14 protein-coding genes and 1 tRNA gene are annotated in these 15,315 nt (G+C 70.1%); 10 read left to right on the forward strand and 5 right to left on the reverse strand.

Translation table 11 applies throughout. From position 1 onward, the window contains the following. The first annotated feature begins 223 nt into the window (after nucleotides 1–223). A complete protein-coding gene (locus BLQ91_RS20770; RefSeq protein WP_218130343.1) occupies nucleotides 224–970 on the forward strand; it encodes a bestrophin-like domain in 747 nt (248 codons plus the stop codon). A 367-nt stretch (nucleotides 971–1,337) separates the two neighbouring features. Here BLQ91_RS20770 and BLQ91_RS20775 read toward each other — a convergent pair whose 3' ends face one another. The 3 genes from BLQ91_RS20775 to BLQ91_RS20785 form a co-directional block, all read right to left on the reverse strand. Then, a complete protein-coding gene (locus BLQ91_RS20775; RefSeq protein ID WP_090098842.1) occupies nucleotides 1,338–1,532 on the reverse strand; it encodes a PspC domain-containing protein in 195 nt (64 codons plus the stop codon). 120 nt (nucleotides 1,533–1,652) lie between these two features. After that, nucleotides 1,653–2,258, reverse strand: a complete 606-nt coding sequence (locus tag BLQ91_RS20780; RefSeq protein WP_090098844.1) for a TetR/AcrR family transcriptional regulator — start codon at nucleotides 2,256–2,258, stop codon at nucleotides 1,653–1,655. Between the two features lie 27 nt (nucleotides 2,259–2,285). Continuing rightward, nucleotides 2,286–2,489, reverse strand: coding sequence for a hypothetical protein (locus BLQ91_RS20785; protein WP_090098846.1), 204 nt, complete (start codon nucleotides 2,487–2,489; stop codon nucleotides 2,286–2,288). A 427-nt stretch (nucleotides 2,490–2,916) separates the two neighbouring features. Here BLQ91_RS20785 and lnt point away from each other — a divergent pair, with 427 nt between their 5' ends. The 3 genes from lnt to BLQ91_RS20800 all read left to right on the forward strand — a co-directional run bounded on the left by lnt (nucleotide 2,917) and on the right by BLQ91_RS20800 (nucleotide 5,815). Next, nucleotides 2,917–4,464 carry an apolipoprotein N-acyltransferase gene (lnt, locus tag BLQ91_RS20790; RefSeq protein ID WP_245733695.1) on the forward strand — a complete coding sequence of 516 codons (1,548 nt, stop codon included), beginning with the start codon at nucleotides 2,917–2,919 and terminating at the stop codon, nucleotides 4,462–4,464. Next, entirely contained in the window at nucleotides 4,448–5,215 is a 768-nt protein-coding gene (locus BLQ91_RS20795; protein ID WP_090098850.1) for a polyprenol monophosphomannose synthase, read from the forward strand. The genes lnt and BLQ91_RS20795 overlap by 17 nt, the downstream gene beginning before the upstream one ends. A 126-nt stretch (nucleotides 5,216–5,341) precedes the next feature. Then, nucleotides 5,342–5,815 carry a TspO/MBR family protein gene (locus tag BLQ91_RS20800; protein WP_090099180.1) on the forward strand — a complete coding sequence of 158 codons (474 nt, stop codon included), beginning with the start codon at nucleotides 5,342–5,344 and terminating at the stop codon, nucleotides 5,813–5,815. Nucleotides 5,816–5,821: 6 nt separating this feature from the next. Here BLQ91_RS20800 and BLQ91_RS20805 read toward each other — a convergent pair whose 3' ends face one another. After that, a complete protein-coding gene (locus tag BLQ91_RS20805; RefSeq protein ID WP_090098852.1) occupies nucleotides 5,822–6,250 on the reverse strand; it encodes a DUF4383 domain-containing protein in 429 nt (142 codons plus the stop codon). On the opposite strand from BLQ91_RS20805, the gene BLQ91_RS41470 reads away from it, so the two are divergent. The 6 genes from BLQ91_RS41470 (at nucleotide 6,249) to BLQ91_RS20825 (ending at nucleotide 14,042) form a co-directional block, all read left to right on the forward strand. Further along, complete coding sequence (locus tag BLQ91_RS41470) at nucleotides 6,249–6,389, forward strand: hypothetical protein (protein WP_176959861.1); 141 nt, start codon at nucleotides 6,249–6,251, stop codon at nucleotides 6,387–6,389. The genes BLQ91_RS20805 and BLQ91_RS41470 overlap by 2 nt on opposite strands. 214 nt (nucleotides 6,390–6,603) lie before the next feature. Continuing rightward, a tRNA-Tyr gene (locus tag BLQ91_RS41475) sits at nucleotides 6,604–6,688 on the forward strand. A 79-nt stretch (nucleotides 6,689–6,767) separates the two neighbouring features. Beyond that, on the forward strand, nucleotides 6,768–7,259 hold the full coding sequence (locus BLQ91_RS20810; RefSeq protein WP_090098854.1) for a LysM peptidoglycan-binding domain-containing protein: 492 nt from the start codon (nucleotides 6,768–6,770) through the stop codon (nucleotides 7,257–7,259). Between the two features lie 217 nt (nucleotides 7,260–7,476). Then, nucleotides 7,477–12,942: an ATP-binding protein gene (locus BLQ91_RS20815; RefSeq protein ID WP_090098856.1), complete on the forward strand. Its 5,466-nt coding sequence runs from the start codon at nucleotides 7,477–7,479 to the stop codon at nucleotides 12,940–12,942. A gap of 387 nt (nucleotides 12,943–13,329) precedes the next feature. Next, nucleotides 13,330–13,644 (forward strand): DMT family transporter, encoded by a 315-nt coding sequence (locus BLQ91_RS20820; RefSeq protein WP_090098858.1) that lies wholly within the window; start codon nucleotides 13,330–13,332, stop codon nucleotides 13,642–13,644. After that, nucleotides 13,644–14,042, forward strand: a complete 399-nt coding sequence (locus BLQ91_RS20825; protein WP_090098859.1) for a DMT family transporter — start codon at nucleotides 13,644–13,646, stop codon at nucleotides 14,040–14,042. Before BLQ91_RS20820 ends, BLQ91_RS20825 begins: the two co-directional genes overlap by 1 nt. On the opposite strand, the gene BLQ91_RS42780 is transcribed toward BLQ91_RS20825, so the two are convergent. Further along, nucleotides 13,935–15,269 (reverse strand): glycosyl hydrolase family 18 protein, encoded by a 1,335-nt coding sequence (locus BLQ91_RS42780; protein ID WP_090098861.1) that lies wholly within the window; start codon nucleotides 15,267–15,269, stop codon nucleotides 13,935–13,937. The genes BLQ91_RS20825 and BLQ91_RS42780 overlap by 108 nt on opposite strands. Between the last annotated feature and the right edge of the window lie 46 nt (nucleotides 15,270–15,315).

A 15,315-nucleotide genomic window follows, 5' to 3' on the forward strand; every position in this document is an offset into this window, starting at 1 on the left:
ATGTCCTCACTCTCCGTCGAGGACGGACGGCCTCGGTTCTCCTGTTCGTGTCAACGCCTTCGGCATCTGGGATCCGATGTGGACGGAACGTGCCCATGATCAACGCCCGTTGCCCCCGTCGAGCGCACAACAGTGCCGGGAAGCGTGGTGTTGGTGGTCAAACGGTGTCCGCTGTGGGGAGATGGAGGTCATGTGGACCGGGCTGGTAGTCATTCTCGCTTCGGTGGTCGTCACGGCGGCAGCCCTCCTGCTCTTCGGGCGGTCACGGGCCCACGAGCAGGCCGACGACCGGGACGCGGACTCGCGCGGCTTCCTCGGCGCGGTGATCAGCGGCCTGTTCATCGTCGCGCTGGCCTTCTACATGGTGATCGTCTGGGAGGAGGGCGGCGTCGCCGAGGGCAACGCCGCGAGGGAGGCCGCCGCCGTCGCCGACGTCTACTGGCAGACGGCCGCCATGCCGCAACCCCAGCGCGATCACATCCGCTCGCTGCTGGCCGAGTACCCGAAGCTGGTGGCCTACCGGGAGTGGCCGAAGCTCGAGGTGGGGGAGTCGGACGGCAAGACCACCGAGACGCTCCACGCGCTGCACGTCGAGATCCTCGGCCTGCCCTCCACCCCGGAGGAGGTGAGGAGCGCGCGGGAACGCTCGCTCGAACGGATGAGGGAGATCACCGACCTGCGGCGCGACCGGCTCGACTCGGCGAGCGGCATCGGCAACACCGGCAGGATCATGCTGGTCGGGACGATCGTCGGGGCCGTCGCGATGGTCATCTACCCGATGCTGATCGGTTTCACCGCGCGCAAGCGGCACTTCTTGCAGATGAGCCTCACCTCGGCCGTGCTGGCGCTTGTGTGCGTGTTGTGCGTGGGGATGACACAGCCGTTCGACGGATGGTTCCGAGTGCAACCGGAGGCGTTCACGAGCCTGATGGAGGAGCTGGCGGGCATACCTTCCGAGCAAAGCCGGTAACCGCCGGAGGTTCCTGGCGACAGCACGGCTACCACTCGGAGGAGGGCAGCCCCGAAGACGGTGCTCCGTCTGCTGCCGGCGGGTGCCCGGACCACATCGGGATCGACGCGGTGCGGGAAGTGTGGCGACGACTGTCGTGTCGATCATCGTCGAACTCGACGATGATCGACACCCGTGGCCACGCCGCCCGCACCCCGGCGGCAGGAGGAATCGCAGCTGCCGCGGCTCGCCTTCACCGGATCAGTTCCAGGACAACAGGACTCGTGCGACTGGGCGTGGGGACGCGACGGCGCCTTGCGCGAGTGGCTCGGTGGCGGTGGAACGTGCTGATCCCCGTGCCGGTGAGCGGCACGGGGCAGCGGGCTGATCAGTAGTTGCGGCTGGGCATGATCACCCAGAGCACGATGTAGACGACGAACTGCGGTCCGGGCAGAAGGCAGGACAGCAGGAACAGAAGGCGCACGGTGCTCGCCTTCATCCCCCAGCGCTGGGCGAGCCCCGCGCAGACACCCGCGATCATCCGGTTGGTCCTGGGCCTGCTCAAAGCAACTGTCGTGGTCATGTACCCAGGATGCCCAGGATCCGCGGTTTGTTGCATCGGGACCAACCCTGATTTGACCCGGATGAGCCACGTCACCCGATACCGGGGGTCCGGACCGCAACAGCACCGGCCCGCGAAGCGTCAGCCGACGGACACGGTGGTGAGCTGGTCCACGAACCTCAGGCACGTGGTGCGCATCGTGTCGACCGTCATGGCCTTCGACCCGGCCAGCACCTGCAGGGCGAGGCCGTCGAGCATGCTCACCATCATGTTCGCCAGCTCGACCGGGTCACCGGGCGCCACGATCTCGCCGGAGGCCTGGCCGTCGCGGAAGATGCCCGCCACGATGTCGCGCCACTCGCCGTAGAAGCGCTCGTTGAGCTCCTGCAGTTCGGGGCTGCGGATGGCCTCGACCCACAGTTCGGCCCAGACCTTCCACGCCTCGACGGTCTCGGCGCCCTCGGGGAGGTACGACTCGACCACCATGCGCAGGCGGGACAGCGGGGGCTCGTCGGACTCGAGGATCCAGCGGCGGCGCTTGACCGACAGCTCGAAGCAGTGCTCGAACGCGGCGTCGGTGAGCTCGCGCTTGGTCTCGAAGTAGTAGTGGACCGTGCCACCGGAGACGCCCGCGTCCTTGGCGACGTCGGACACCCGGAGGTGGCGGAAGCCCTCGGCCGCGATCACCTTGCAGGTGGACGCGAGGATCTGCGCCTTGCGTTCGGCTTCCACGCTTGGACGGGGCATCCGTCACCTCCTGATTTACGTGGAACCTTACCGAAACTTCCGGCGGAGCTTGCGCTTGTCCGCCTTTCCGGCTTTCGCCGGCGGCACTTCCGGGACGGCCGTGACGCCCGGCAGCCGGTAGAGCTCGCTCAATTCGTCGGCCACCGGGTCTCGAATGCCGATGGCGTCGGCATCCGGTCCGCCGGTGACCGGGAACAGGTGCACGACCTGGTCGAGTGCCTCGTCAGGCACTCGGCGGCCACCGCGTGCCGGACGCCGGGATGCGTGACGACGAAGCCGTCGAGGAGTCGCGAGTAAACGTTGTCAGAAGTCCTGCCGGTCACGATGACGTCTTTGCCGCGTTCGTTCAAGTGCGGGTGGCCATCGTTGTCGAAATAGTCCACGTGGCAGGTGTCGAACCAGCTGTCCGCCATTTCGCTCAACGGCGGTTCACCCCAATAGTCGTCGACGGCCAATGCGCCACGCACCCGAATGTCCCCGTCCCGGAACTCGGCCTCGGCGAACGGGGCGGGCTTGCCGGCCGCGCGCAGGGGACCGGGCGGGGCGGTGCGCCGCGAGCTCCGGCAGGCCGATGTTCGTCGTCTGTGGACAGTCGTGCCGGCACGGGATCGACGTGGGTCACACGTCCCGCCCACTTCCGGCCTCGTAGGCTGGCCGGGTGGTCGCACCCCCCGTCGCGCCGGAATCGCCGCACTCACCCGCCCGCCGGCGGAAGGTGAGCTTTCCGCTGCTCGCGCGCATGGCGCTCGCCGTCGCGGGCGGAGTGCTCGTCTACCTCAGCTTCCCGCCGCGCCCCCTGTGGTTCCTGGCGCCGGTCGGCTTCGCGGTGCTCGCGCATGTGATCCACGGCAAGCGTGCGCGCGCCGGCTTCGGATACGGGCTGTTGTTCGGGCTCGGGTTCATGGTGCCGTTGCTGCAGTGGACCGGTGAGTTCGTCGGGCTGGTCGCCTCGCTGCCGCTGTCGCTGGCGTGCGCGTTGATGATCTCGCTCGGCACGACGGCGATGGCACTCGTCTCGCGGGTGCCCGGCTGGCCGCTGTGGGCGGCGTGCCTGTGGGTGGCGGACGAGGCGTTGCGCGGGGTGTTCCCGTTCGGCGGCTTCACCTGGGGCAAGATCGCGTTCGGGCAGCCGGAGGGCTGGTTCCTGCCCCTCGCGTCGCTGGGCGGTGCGCCGCTCGTGACGTTCGCGGTGGTGCTGTCCGGGTTCGGGCTGTTCTGGCTCGTGAGGAACTGGAAGCTCGGCCTGCCGCTGGTCGCGGTGCCGGTGGTGGCGGGACTGGTCGTGCCCGTCGGCGTGGACCCGTCCGCCGGGACGGTCACGGTCGCCGCGATCCAGGGCAACGTGCCGCGCGCCGGGCTCGACTTCAACGCCCAGCGCCGGGCGGTGCTCGACAACCACGCCAAGCGGACGACGCAGCTCGCGGCCGACGTCGCCGCGGGCAGGGCCGAGCAGCCCGACGTCGTGATCTGGCCGGAGAACTCCTCCGACATCGACCCGTTCCGCAACGCCGACGCCGCCGCGGTGATCGACGCGGCCGCGAAGGCGATCAAGGCACCGGTCGCGGTCGGTGCGGTGGTGCTCGACCGCACCGACGGGCTGCCGCGCAACCAGGTGGTGCTCTGGGACCCCGAGAAGGGGCCGACGGACACCTACACGAAGCGCAAGCTGCAGCCCTTCGGCGAGACGATGCCCATGCGGTCGTTCTTCCGGCTGTTCGCGTCCGAGGTCGACCGGGCGGGCGTCTTCCAGCCCGGCACGGACCCGGAGGGTTTCGTCATGGGACCCGCGAAGGTCGCGATCGACACGTGTTACGAAGTGGCGTTCGACTCAGTGGTCCGCGACTCCGTGACGGCCGGCGCGACGCTCATCGCCATCCCGACGAACAACGCCACGTTCGGCTACACGGAGATGACCTACCAGCAGCTTTCCATGTCCAGGGTCCGCGCCGTCGAGCACGGCAGGGCGGTCGTGGTGGCCGCCACCTCGGGCGTCAGCGCGATCGTCGAACCCGACGGTTCCGTCACTCGGAAGACAGGGCTGTTCGAGCCGGACGCCTTGGTCGCGACACTGCCGCTGAGGTCACAGACTACGCTGGCGACTCGGCTAGGAGCCTGGCCCGAGTGGGTGATCACCGCTGCGGGCCTTGTGGCGTTGGCGCTGGGCTTCACACGACGACGGAAGGACTCGAATGGCGCAGCAGCCTGACCAGGAACTCGGGCAGGTGCTGGTGGTGATCCCGACCTACAACGAGCGGGACAACATCGGAAAGATCGTCAAGAGGCTGCACACGGCACTGCCCGACGTGCACGTGCTGGTGGTCGACGACGGCAGCCCCGATGGCACCGGGCAGCTCGCCGACGAGATGGCGGCCGCGGACGACCGGGTCCACGTGATGCACCGCACCGTGAAGGCCGGTCTGGGCGCCGCGTACGTCGCGGGCTTCCAGTGGGCGCTGGAGCGGGACTACGGCGTCGTGTGCGAGATGGACGCCGACGGGTCGCACGCCCCCGAACAGCTGCACCGGCTGCTCGACGCCCTGCCCCAGGCCGACCTGGTGCTCGGTTCGCGCTGGGTGCCGGGCGGCGAGGTCGTGAACTGGCCGGCGCAGCGCAAGCTGCTCTCGCTGGGCGGCTCGCTGTACTCGCGGCTCGCCCTGGGCGCGAACATCCGCGACATGACGGGCGGCTACCGGGCGTTCCGCGCGGACACCCTGCGCAAGCTCAACCTCGCCTCGGTCGCCTCCGCGGGCTACTGCTTCCAGATCGACCTGCTGTGGCGGACGCTCGAGCTGGGCTTCCGGGTCCGCGAGGTGCCGATCACGTTCCAGGAGCGCGAGTTCGGCGAGTCGAAGATGAGCGGCAACATCGTCCGCGAGGCGCTGATCCGCGTGACGAAGTGGGGCCTGCGGCGGCGCGGCAACCAGGTCAAGGACCTGTTCAGCGGCAAGAGGAAGTAGCGCGGCGCGGGCGTCCGGCGGGGAGTCCTACCGCCGGACGCCCGCCGAGCGCGCCAGGCCGAGCCGGGCGGCCGAACTCGGGATCGTGTGAGCTTCGCCGGGACGGTGAACGGGTACCTGCGTCGCATGACGCTCGCATCCGAACGGCACCCGGTCCGCGCGCTCGCCCTGTTCGCGGGGGCGGTGCTGGTCACCGCCGTGGTGGGCTCGCTGTTCTCCGTCTCCGCCGGCTCGGCCTACACGGCGCTGGAGCAGCCGTCCTGGGCGCCGCCCGCGTGGTTGTTCGGCCCGGTGTGGACGACGCTCTACGTGATGATCGCCGTCTCGGGCTGGCTCGCCTGGCGGTCCGGTGCCACGCGCGGCGAGCTGGCGTTGTTCGGCGGGCAGCTCGTGCTCAACGCGGCGTGGACGCCGTTGTTCTTCGGTCTCGGCTGGTTCTGGGTGGCGTTCGCCGAGATCGTCGTCCTGTGGCTCGCGATCGCCGCGCTGGTCGTGGCGTTCCGGCGGCGGAACAGGGCCGCCGCTCTGCTCCTCGTGCCCTACCTGGCCTGGGTGAGCTTCGCGGCGGCGCTGAACCTGTCGATCGCCCTGCTCAACTGACCCGGTTCAGTTGACGGGCGACTTGCTGCGGGCGCGTTCGACCGCGGTGGTCACCACGCCGAGCAGGAGCATTCCGGCGCCGAGGCCCAGGTGCAGCCAGTTGTCGGCGGTGTTGACCGGCAGGAAGTTCGAGTCGGTGTGCTCACCGATCGCCGAGCCGTAGACCCACAGGAACACGTAGAGGCCGCCGCCGACCATCAGGAACGCGCGGGCGGCCTGGGCCCTCTTCGCGGCGAGCAGGCCGAGCACGCCGAAGAGCAGGTGCACGAGGTTGTGCAGCACGGACACGGCGAAGATGCCGAACAGGAGGGCACCGGAGTGGCCGGCGAAGGCCAGCTCGTCGTAGCGCGAGGTGATCCCGGGGATGAACCCGAGCACCCCGACGAGCAGGAACGCCGCGCCGACCGCTGCGGAGGCCTTTTGAACTGGTCGCATGCGACGTGGCTACCCGGCGCTGGCCGGAATGAACTCCCGCGACGCCTCCATCCCGGTGATCGCGGACGCGCCGGACGGCTCCACCGGAGTCGGTGAGGTGCTCGTCCGCGCCGCGATTTCCGCCGCGGACACCGCCTGAGGCCGGAACCGCGTTTTCCGGACGTCCGCGAGAAATGGCTGGCGCCGCCGCGAGTGGTCCGGCAAACTGATCCGCATGCGCCGTTATCACAGCTATCCGCCCAGCTCAGGCTCTCCGTCGTGACGCCGTAACGCCTCACCGACGTCGAGAGCCGCCCACCCGCGCACAGCGAGTCGGGCGGCTTTTTCGTGCATTCGAAGAATGAACGAACAATGGTGGAGAAGGGGCTGTGGAGCCCCGCCCGTCCGTAAAACGGGAGCCCTCGCGCAGAGTCGGTTCGACTCCGACCTCCACCACCAGCCGTTGCGCCACCGGGGTGAACCCCGGCAACGACCCTCTTGCTTCCCGCGACCTCATCAGCGGGAGGAAGGGGAAGTCATGTCCATCGACATCCAGCAGCCCCGGCCGCTCGGCCTGGTCGGGAGCCGCGTCCAGGTCGCGGGTACCGCGGGCGGGGCGTTCGAGGCGCAGTTCGGCTACCGGATCCACGAAGGCCACGACGAGGTCGTGGGCGGCTTCACGGCAGGCGACGGGGGCGGCGGCCACGGCCAGTTCCAGATCGAGGTCGACGTCTCGGGTGCGTCGTTCGCGCTCGACCGGCTCTTCGTCGAGGTGTTCTGGCAGTCGCCGAAGGACGGCGCGGAGCTCGACAAGGTCATCGTGCCGGTCGTGTACGGGCCGCGGATCGTGCCCGGCTACCGCGTCTACCAGGAGTACGAGGTCAAGCCCGGCGACACGCTGTGGGGGATCGCCACGCACTTCTACGGCGCCGGCAACCTCTACCCGCGGCTGGTGCGGGCGAACCCGCACGTCATCACCGACCCCGACACCATCACCCCGGGGAGCGTGATCCGCGTCCCACGGTCCTGACGACAACGGCGCCACCGCTCGTGGCCGCGGCGGTGAGTTGGGACACGGGCTCAAGTGAAGCTGTGCCGAGGACCTGGCGCCTTGTTGATTTCATACAAAGCACGCTGCTCAACTCGTTCCCCTCCAGCGGTTTTGTTACCGGGTAGTAGACGAGAGTGTGTACATCGATTGGGCGGCGACTGCCGCTGAGGTTGTCTGTCCGCGAGGAGAGAAGTCGTTGTTCAGTCGTGTAGCGATCGTCAACCGCGGGGAAGCCGCAATGCGGCTGATCCACGCCGTCCGTGAACTCGCCGCCGAGTCAGGGGAACGGATCGAGACCGTTGCCCTGTACACCGATGTCGACAAGTCGGCGCCCTTCGTGAGGGAAGCCGACCTCGCCTACAACCTCGGTTTGGCGGCCGACCGCCCGTACCTGAACCTCCAGGTGCTGGAGAAGGCCCTCGTCGAGACGAAGGCCGACGCCGCGTGGGTCGGCTGGGGCTTCGTCGCCGAGATCCCCGAGTTCGCCGAGCTGTGCGAGAAGGTCGGGGTCACCTTCGTCGGGCCGTCCGCCGAGGCCATGCGCAAGCTCGGTGACAAGATCGGCTCGAAGCTGATCGCCGAGGAGGTCGGCGTGCCCGTCGCGCCGTGGAGCCGCGGCGCCGTCGAGAACCTCGAGCACGCGCTCAAGGTGGCCGAGGAGGTCACCTACCCGCTGATGCTGAAGGCGACCGCCGGTGGTGGTGGCCGCGGCATCCGCAAGATCACCTGTCCCGAGGAGATGGAGGAGAACTTCGAGCGCACCAGCCTGGAGGCCGAACGCGCGTTCGGCTCCGGCGTGATGTTCCTGGAGCGCCTCGTCACCGGCGCCCGGCACGTCGAGGTGCAGGTCATCGCCGACGGCCAGGGCACGGCGTGGGCGCTCGGCGTCCGCGACTGCTCGGTGCAGCGGCGCAACCAGAAGATCATCGAGGAGTCGGCTTCCTGCGTGCTGGAGCAGCACCAGGTCGACGAGCTCAAGGCCTCGGCCGAGCGGCTCGCGAACGCGGTGGGCTACCGCGGCGCGTGCACCGTCGAGTTCCTCTACCACCCCGGGGAGAAGCTCTTCGCGTTCCTCGAGGTCAACACCCGCCTGCAGGTCGAGCACCCGATCACCGAGATCACCACGGGCTTCGACCTCGTCAAGGCGCAGCTGCACGTCGCCGGTGGCGGCAAGCTCGAAGGCGCCAAGCCCGTCGAGCAGGGCCACGCCGTCGAGGCGCGCCTGAACGCCGAGGACCCGGACCGCGACTTCGCGCCGTGCCCCGGCACGATCGTTCGCCTGGAGCTGCCCGCCGGGCCCGGCATCCGCGTCGACACCGGTGTCGCCGAGGGCTCGCAGATCCCCGCCGACTTCGACTCGATGATCGCCAAGATCATCGCGTACGGCCGCGACCGCGACGAGGCGCTCGGCAAGCTGCGCCGCGCGATGGCCGAGACCACGGTCATCATCGAGGGCGGCACGACCAACAAGAGCTTCGTGCTCGACCTGCTCGACGAGCCCGCCGTGGTCGACGGCTCCGCCGACACCTCGTGGATCGACCGCGTCCGCGCCGACGGCGGCCTGGTCTCGCACCGCCACTCCGCGATCGCGCTGGCCGCGGCCGGCATCGAGGTCTACGAGGACGAGGAGCAGATCAACCGCTCCGAGCTGCTGGCGTCCGCCCGCGGCGGCCAGCCGCGCACGAACCACGAGGGCGCGCGCAAGCTGGAGTTCGTGCTGCGCGGCCAGCCCTACATCGTGAACGTCGCCCGCGTCGGTCCCGCGAAGTACCGCGTCGGCGTGTGCGCGGCGGACTCCGACGCGGTGCTGACCGGGGACGTCGACGTCGAGCGCTTCGACCACCACGTCGGCCAGATCACCGTCAACGGCACGCGGTTCCGCGTCGTCACCGGCACGCACGGCCCGGTCCACCAGGTCGAGGTCGACGGCGTCACGCACCGCGTCACCCGCGACGAGGGCGGCGTCCTGCGCTCGCCCATGCCCGCGCTGGTCGTCGCCACGCCGCTCGCGGTCGGTGCCGAGGTCGAGGCCGGTGCCCCGGTCCTGGTGCTCGAGGCGATGAAGATGGAGACGGTGCTGCGCGCGCCGTTCCGCGCCCGCCTGAAGGAGCTCAACGTCGTCGTCGGCACGCAGGTGCCCGCCGGTGGCGCGTTGCTGAAGCTCGAGGAGGTCGAGGACTCCTCCGGCGCCGCCGACGTGGCGAAGCCCGAGTCGTCGGTCGAGCTGGAGCTGCCGGCCCCGCGCACGGACGTCCGCCCCGAGGAGCTCGCCGCACGCGGTCAGGACGACCTGCGGGCGTTGCTGCTGGGCTTCGACACCACCGCCGCGGACACCGACCGCGTGCTGACCGACTACCTGCGCGCACGGCAGGACCTGAAGGAACGGCCGCTCGTCGCGGAGGCGCAGCTGCTCGGCATCTTCGCCGACCTGTGCGACCTCTCGCGCAACCGTCCCGCGGGCGAGGAGAGCAAGCCCGAGAACCACATCCACTCCCCGCGCGAGCACTTCCACACCTACCTGAAGACGCTCGACGCGGACCGCGCGGCGCTGCCGGAGAGCTTCCGCGCCAAGCTGGCGAACGTGATGGGCCACTACGGCATCACCGAGCTGGATCGCACGCCGCAGCTGGAGCAGGCGGTCTTCCGCATCTTCGTGGCGCAGCGCCGCGGTGTGTTCGACGCGGCCGTCGCGACGGCCCTGCTGCGCCTGTGGGTCGAGGAGGCGCCGCCGGTCGAGTCCGAGCGGGTGCGCGTCGGCCTGGTGCTGGAGCGCATCGTCGCCGCGACGCAGGTCCGCTACCCGGCGGTCGCCGACCTCGCGCGCAGCGTCGTGTTCACGTGGTTCGCGCAGCCGCTGGTGCGCCGCAACCGCGCCCGCGTGCACAGCGAGGTCCGCAAGCACCTGATCCACCTCGACGCGCACCCGCGGGCCGCCGACCGCGAGGACCGGATCGTCGCGATGGTCGCGTCGGCCGAACCGCTGGTGCGTCTGCTCGGCCAGCGCATCGGCAAGCCCGGCGCGGACAACACCCCGCTGCTGGAGGTGCTGGCCCGCCGCTACTACACCAAGAAGGCGCTGGAGAACCCGCGCGTCAGCGGTTCGTTCTTCATCGCGGAGAACGAGCCGGAGCAGACCCGGCTCATCTCGACCGCGGTGGAGTTCCCGTCGCTGACCGACGCCATCGGTGACGTCGTCAAGCACGGTGAGGGCAGCGCCGTCGTCGCCGATCTCTACGTGAACTGGGCCGACGGTCCGTCCGACCAGGACGAGATGGCCGCCGGGCTCGGTGCCGCCCTGGCCGCGCACCAGCTGCCGCCGACGATCACCCGCATCACCACCACGGTCGCGGGCCGCCGCGGCGAGTCGATGCACCACCACTTCACGTTCCGCCCGTCGTCCGGCGGGTTCGCGGAGGAGAGGCTGGTGCGCGGGCTCCACCCGCGCATCGCCGAACGCATGCAGCTCGAGCGCCTGCGCGAGTTCGACCTCACCCGTCTGTCCTCCGTGGACGAGGACGTGTACCTGTTCCGCGCGGTGGCCAAGGCGAACAAGTCCGACGAGCGCCTCGTCGCGCTCGGCCAGGTCCGCGACCTGACGCCGCTGCGCGACGACGAGGGCCGGATCGTCGCCCTGCCCGCCGCGGAGGACGTGCTGGCCACGTGCCTCGACGGCATCCGCCGCGCCCGTGCGCAGTCCGGTGGCCGCACCCGTCTCGCGACGAACCGCGTGGTGCTCTACGCGTGGCCGCCCACCGACCTGTCGTCGAAGGACCTGGACGCGATCGGCCAGCGCGTGCTGCCGACGACCACGGGCCTCGACCTCGAGGAGGTGCTGTTCCTGGCGCGCCGCAAGGACCCCGTGACCGGCGAGCTCAGCGACGTCGGCGTGCGGATCGCCCAGGACGCCGGCTCGGGCGTGCGGTTCTCGTTCGTGCAGCCGCAGACCGACCCGATCCAGCCGCTCGACGACTACCGGCAGAACGTCCTGCGCGCCCAGTCGCGCGGCACGATCTACCCGTACGAGCTGGTCGACATGCTCGTCGGCGACGGCGGCTCGTTCGTCGAGCACGACCTCGTCGACGGCGCGCTGGTGCCGGTCGACCGCCCGCGCGGTGGCAACAAGGCCGGCATCGTCGTCGGTGTGGTGACCACGCCGACGCCCGCGTACCCCGAGGGCATGAAGCGCGTGGTGCTGCTGGGCGACCCGACCAAGTCGCTGGGCGCGCTGGCCGAGCCCGAGTGCTCGCGGGTGATCCACGCCCTCGACCTGGCGTCGGAGCTCTCCGTTCCGCTGGAGTGGTTCTCGCTGTCGTCCGGCGCGAAGATCTCGATGAGCTCCGGTGTCGAGAACATGGACTGGGTGGCCGCGGCGCTCAAGCGGATCGTCGAGTTCACGCAGGACGGCGGCGAGATCAACGTCGTCGTCAACGGCATCAACGTCGGCGCCCAGCCGTACTGGAACGCCGAGGCCACGATGCTCATGCACACCAAGGGCATCCTGGTCATGACGCCGGACTCGGCGATGGTGCTGACCGGCAAGCAGGCGCTCGACTTCTCCGGCGGCGTCTCGGCCGAGGACAACTACGGCATCGGCGGCTACGACCGCGTCATGGGCCCGAACGGCCAGGCGCAGTACTGGGCCCCGGACCTGCGGTCGGCGTTCGACGTGCTGCTGGCCCACTACGAGCACAGCTACATCGCCCCCGGTGAGGCCGGCCCGCGCCGCGTCGCCACGTCGGACCCCGCGTCCCGGGACGTCTCGTCGTACCCGCACGTCGTCGGCGACAGCCCGTTCACCACGGTCGGCGAGATCTTCTCGACCGAGGCGAACCCGGACCGCAAGAAGCCGTTCGACATCCGCACGGTGATGCGCGCCCTGTCCGACCAGGACCACGAGGTGCTGGAGCGGTGGGCGGGCATGGCCGACGCCGACACCGCCGTCGTGCAGGACGTGCACCTCGGCGGCATCCCGGTGACGCTGCTGGGCGTCGAGTCGCGCGGCGTGGCCCGCACCGGCTTCCCGCCCACCGACGGCCCGGACACCTACACCGCCGGCACGTTGTTCCCGAAGTCGTCGAAGAAGGCGGCCCGCGCCATCAACGCGGCCTCGGGCAACCGCCCGCTGGTGGTGCTCGCGAACCTGTCCGGCTTCGACGGCTCACCGGAGTCGATGCGGGAGCTGCAGCTCGAGTACGGCGCCGAGATCGGCCGCGCGATCGTCAACTTCCGCGGCCCGATCGTCTTCACCGTGATCTCGCGCTACCACGGCGGCGCGTTCGTGGTCTTCTCGAAGGCCCTGAACCCGTCCATGACGGTGCTCGCGGTCGAGGGCTCCTTCGCCTCGGTCATCGGCGGCGCACCCGCCGCGGCCGTGGTGTTCGCCCGCGAGGTCGACGGCCGCACGGCCAACGACCCGCGCGTGAAGAAGCTGGAGTCCGACGTGGCCGAGGCCTCCGGTGCCGAGCGCGCCGCGCTGACCGCCGAGCTGTCGTCCACGCGGCAGTCGGTGCGGACGGAGAAGCTCAACGAGATGGCCGCCGAGTTCGACCGCGTGCACAGCGTGCAGCGCGCGGTGGAGGTCGGTGCGGTCGACGCGATCATCACGGCCGCGGAGCTGCGGCCGGCGATCATCAAGGCGATCGAGGACGGTCTCGCGAGGTAGTCCCGCTCAGGATCGGGCCCGGTCGTCCGCTGTGGACGACCGGGCTCTTTCGTCGGGGAGAAGTGCGGAACATCGCCGAGCTGGTGGAAGTCGACGATCCGGGGTGGCCGGTCGTCGTGGAGGCCGTCGCCGGTGGTCCGACCCGCTGCCGCACGAGGACTTGAGGACCTGCCCCGCGGGCGTGCCGGCAGCGTCGCTTTCCGGACGTCGTTCTCGTTGGGACAGGAACAGCGACATCGTCAGCGCCGGCATGAACGCGACGCTCGGCGCGAACGGGTCGTCCAGGGCGCTCGACGTGACGCCTGCGACCAGCAGGTTCTCCAGGCTGGGAGCCACATCACGGGATCGTAGCGGCCATGGCGGGACGTTTCCGGTACGGTCGTACCAATGTACTGGGTGGTGCTGGTGGCCTCCGGCGTGCTGGAGGCGGTGTGGGCGACGGCGCTCGCGGCGTCGCGCGGGTTCCGCAGGCCTGGGCCGGTGGTGGTGTTCGCCGTGTCGATGACGCTGAGCGTCGTCGGTCTCGCGTGGGCGATGCGGGGGATCCCGGTCGGCACGGCGTACGCGGTGTGGGTCGGCGTGGGGGCCGTGCTCACGGTGCTCGTCGCGGTGCTGCGCGGCGAGGAGAAGCTCGGGGTGGCGCGGGCGCTGCTGCTGGTCGCGCTGATCGGCTGCGTCGCGGGCCTGAAGGTGGTGAGCTGATGCACTGGGCCGTGTTGCTGGTGAGCGCCGTGCTCGAAGCCGTGTGGGCGACGGCGCTGTCCCAGGGGGCCTACGTGCTCTTCGTGGTGGCCGCCACGCTGAGCATGGTCGGGCTTTCCGTGGGCATGAAACGGATTCCGGTCGGCACCGCGTACGCCGTGTGGGTCGGCGTCGGTGCGGCCCTGACGGTGACGTGGGCGATGATCACCGGTGGGGAACCGGTCTCCGCGTGGAAGATCGTGTTCCTCGCCGGGATCATCGCCTGCGTCATCGGCCTGAAGTTCCTGGGGTCAGGCGTTGATCGTCCACCGCTGGTTGGCGGTGCCGGCGCAGTCCCAGAGCTGGAGCCGGGTGCCGTCGGCGGAGCTGTTCCCGGTGGCGTCGAGACACCTTCCTGACGCCGCGTTGCGCAGCTGGCCGTTCGACTCGAGGCTCCACTGCTGGTTGCCCGCACCCGTGCAGTCCCACAGCTGCGTCACGGAGCCGTTGGCGGTACCGGACGCGTCCAGGCACTTGCCCAGGGCGCGCAGGGTGTTGCCGTTGCGCGTCCACTGCTGCGCGTTGGTGCCGTTGCAGGTGTAGAGCTGCACCGCGCTGCCGTTGGCGGAGCTCGCCGCGGCCACGTCCACGCACTTGCCGCCGAAACCGGTGATGGTGCCGCCGGTGGGCTGCTGGGTGCCGCCGCTCGCGGTCTCCCAGATGGCGTTGAGCAGGCTGGTGCTGCCGGTGGTGTCCTGGGAGAGCTCCCAGTTCATGATGCCGCCCGCGTTGGCCATCGCCCACTGGGTCTTGCGCCGGATCGTCGGCAGGCCGTTGTAGGAGTTGCCGTTGTAGGTGTCGCGGTGGGCGTTGGCCGGGTCCTGCGCGACGAGGTCGCGGTAGGAGATGTAGGTCGGCCGGCTGTAGAACGGCACGCCGAGGACGGCCTTGCTCGCGGGCAGCCCCCGGTTCTTCCAGAAGTTGACCGACGCGATCGACCAGTCGTAGTTCGCGTGCGGGCTGCCTCCGTCGTAGGCCATGATGTTCAGCCAGTCGACGACGCCGAACACCGCGGGCTGCACGCCGTTCGCCGTGCCGCCCTCGGAGATGACGGCCGCGGTCAGCAGCTTGCCCCGGCTGTGCAGCTGGTCGCCGAGCTGGCGCATCAGCAGCGTGTAGTTGTCGCCCTCGACGCCCGGATCCGGGTACTCCCAGTCCATGTCGACGCCGTCGAGGTTGTACTGGTTGACGAGGTTGATCAACGCGTTGACGAACGTCGTGCGGCCGTTGGCGCTGGCCGCGAGGGCCTCGAAGTTGTCGTCGTTGCCGTCGTTCCAGCCGCCGACGGCGATCGAGACCTTGACGCCGTTCTGGTGGCCGAGGCTCACCAGCTGCTGCAGCTTGGCGGGGTCCGGCACGCCCTGGAGCGTGCCGTTGGCGTTCGGCAGCACGAACGAGTAGTTGATGTGCGTCAGCTTGTTGTAGGGGAGTGTGCTGACGTTGCCGGACCACGACGGCATGTAGCCGACGCTCTTGAACCCGGCGGGGTAGGCGGCCTGCGCGGCAGGCGCCATGACGGTCAGGGTCGCCGCGGCGGCGGCCAGCGCGAGGCCGGCGGCACCGAGGCGGGAGCGGAGTGAACGCATTGCAGGGGTGGCCTTCCACTTCGTCGAGCGCCCACCGCGGACGTTA

Origin of the sequence: Lentzea jiangxiensis, assembly GCF_900104175.1 — a bacterium.
Classification (GTDB): Bacteria; Actinomycetota; Actinomycetes; order Mycobacteriales; family Pseudonocardiaceae; genus Lentzea; species Lentzea jiangxiensis.

What these genes read in the sequence shown, in the direction of transcription:
- BLQ91_RS20795 (WP_090098850.1), top strand. Translation starts at nt 4,448, where the DNA reads ATGGCGCAGCAGCCTGACCAGGAACTCGGGCAGGTGCTGGTGGTGATC.
- BLQ91_RS20775 (WP_090098842.1), bottom strand. Translation starts at nt 1,532, where the DNA reads ATGACCACGACAGTTGCTTTGAGCAGGCCCAGGACCAACCGGATGATC.
- BLQ91_RS42780 (WP_090098861.1), bottom strand. Translation starts at nt 15,269, where the DNA reads ATGCGTTCACTCCGCTCCCGCCTCGGTGCCGCCGGCCTCGCGCTGGCC.
- BLQ91_RS20805 (WP_090098852.1), bottom strand. Translation starts at nt 6,250, where the DNA reads ATGCGACCAGTTCAAAAGGCCTCCGCAGCGGTCGGCGCGGCGTTCCTG.
- BLQ91_RS20800 (WP_090099180.1), top strand. Translation starts at nt 5,342, where the DNA reads ATGACGCTCGCATCCGAACGGCACCCGGTCCGCGCGCTCGCCCTGTTC.
- BLQ91_RS20825 (WP_090098859.1), top strand. Translation starts at nt 13,644, where the DNA reads ATGCACTGGGCCGTGTTGCTGGTGAGCGCCGTGCTCGAAGCCGTGTGG.
- BLQ91_RS20810 (WP_090098854.1), top strand. Translation starts at nt 6,768, where the DNA reads ATGTCCATCGACATCCAGCAGCCCCGGCCGCTCGGCCTGGTCGGGAGC.
- BLQ91_RS20780 (WP_090098844.1), bottom strand. Translation starts at nt 2,258, where the DNA reads ATGCCCCGTCCAAGCGTGGAAGCCGAACGCAAGGCGCAGATCCTCGCG.
- BLQ91_RS41470 (WP_176959861.1), top strand. Translation starts at nt 6,249, where the DNA reads ATGCGACGTGGCTACCCGGCGCTGGCCGGAATGAACTCCCGCGACGCC.
- BLQ91_RS20820 (WP_090098858.1), top strand. Translation starts at nt 13,330, where the DNA reads ATGTACTGGGTGGTGCTGGTGGCCTCCGGCGTGCTGGAGGCGGTGTGG.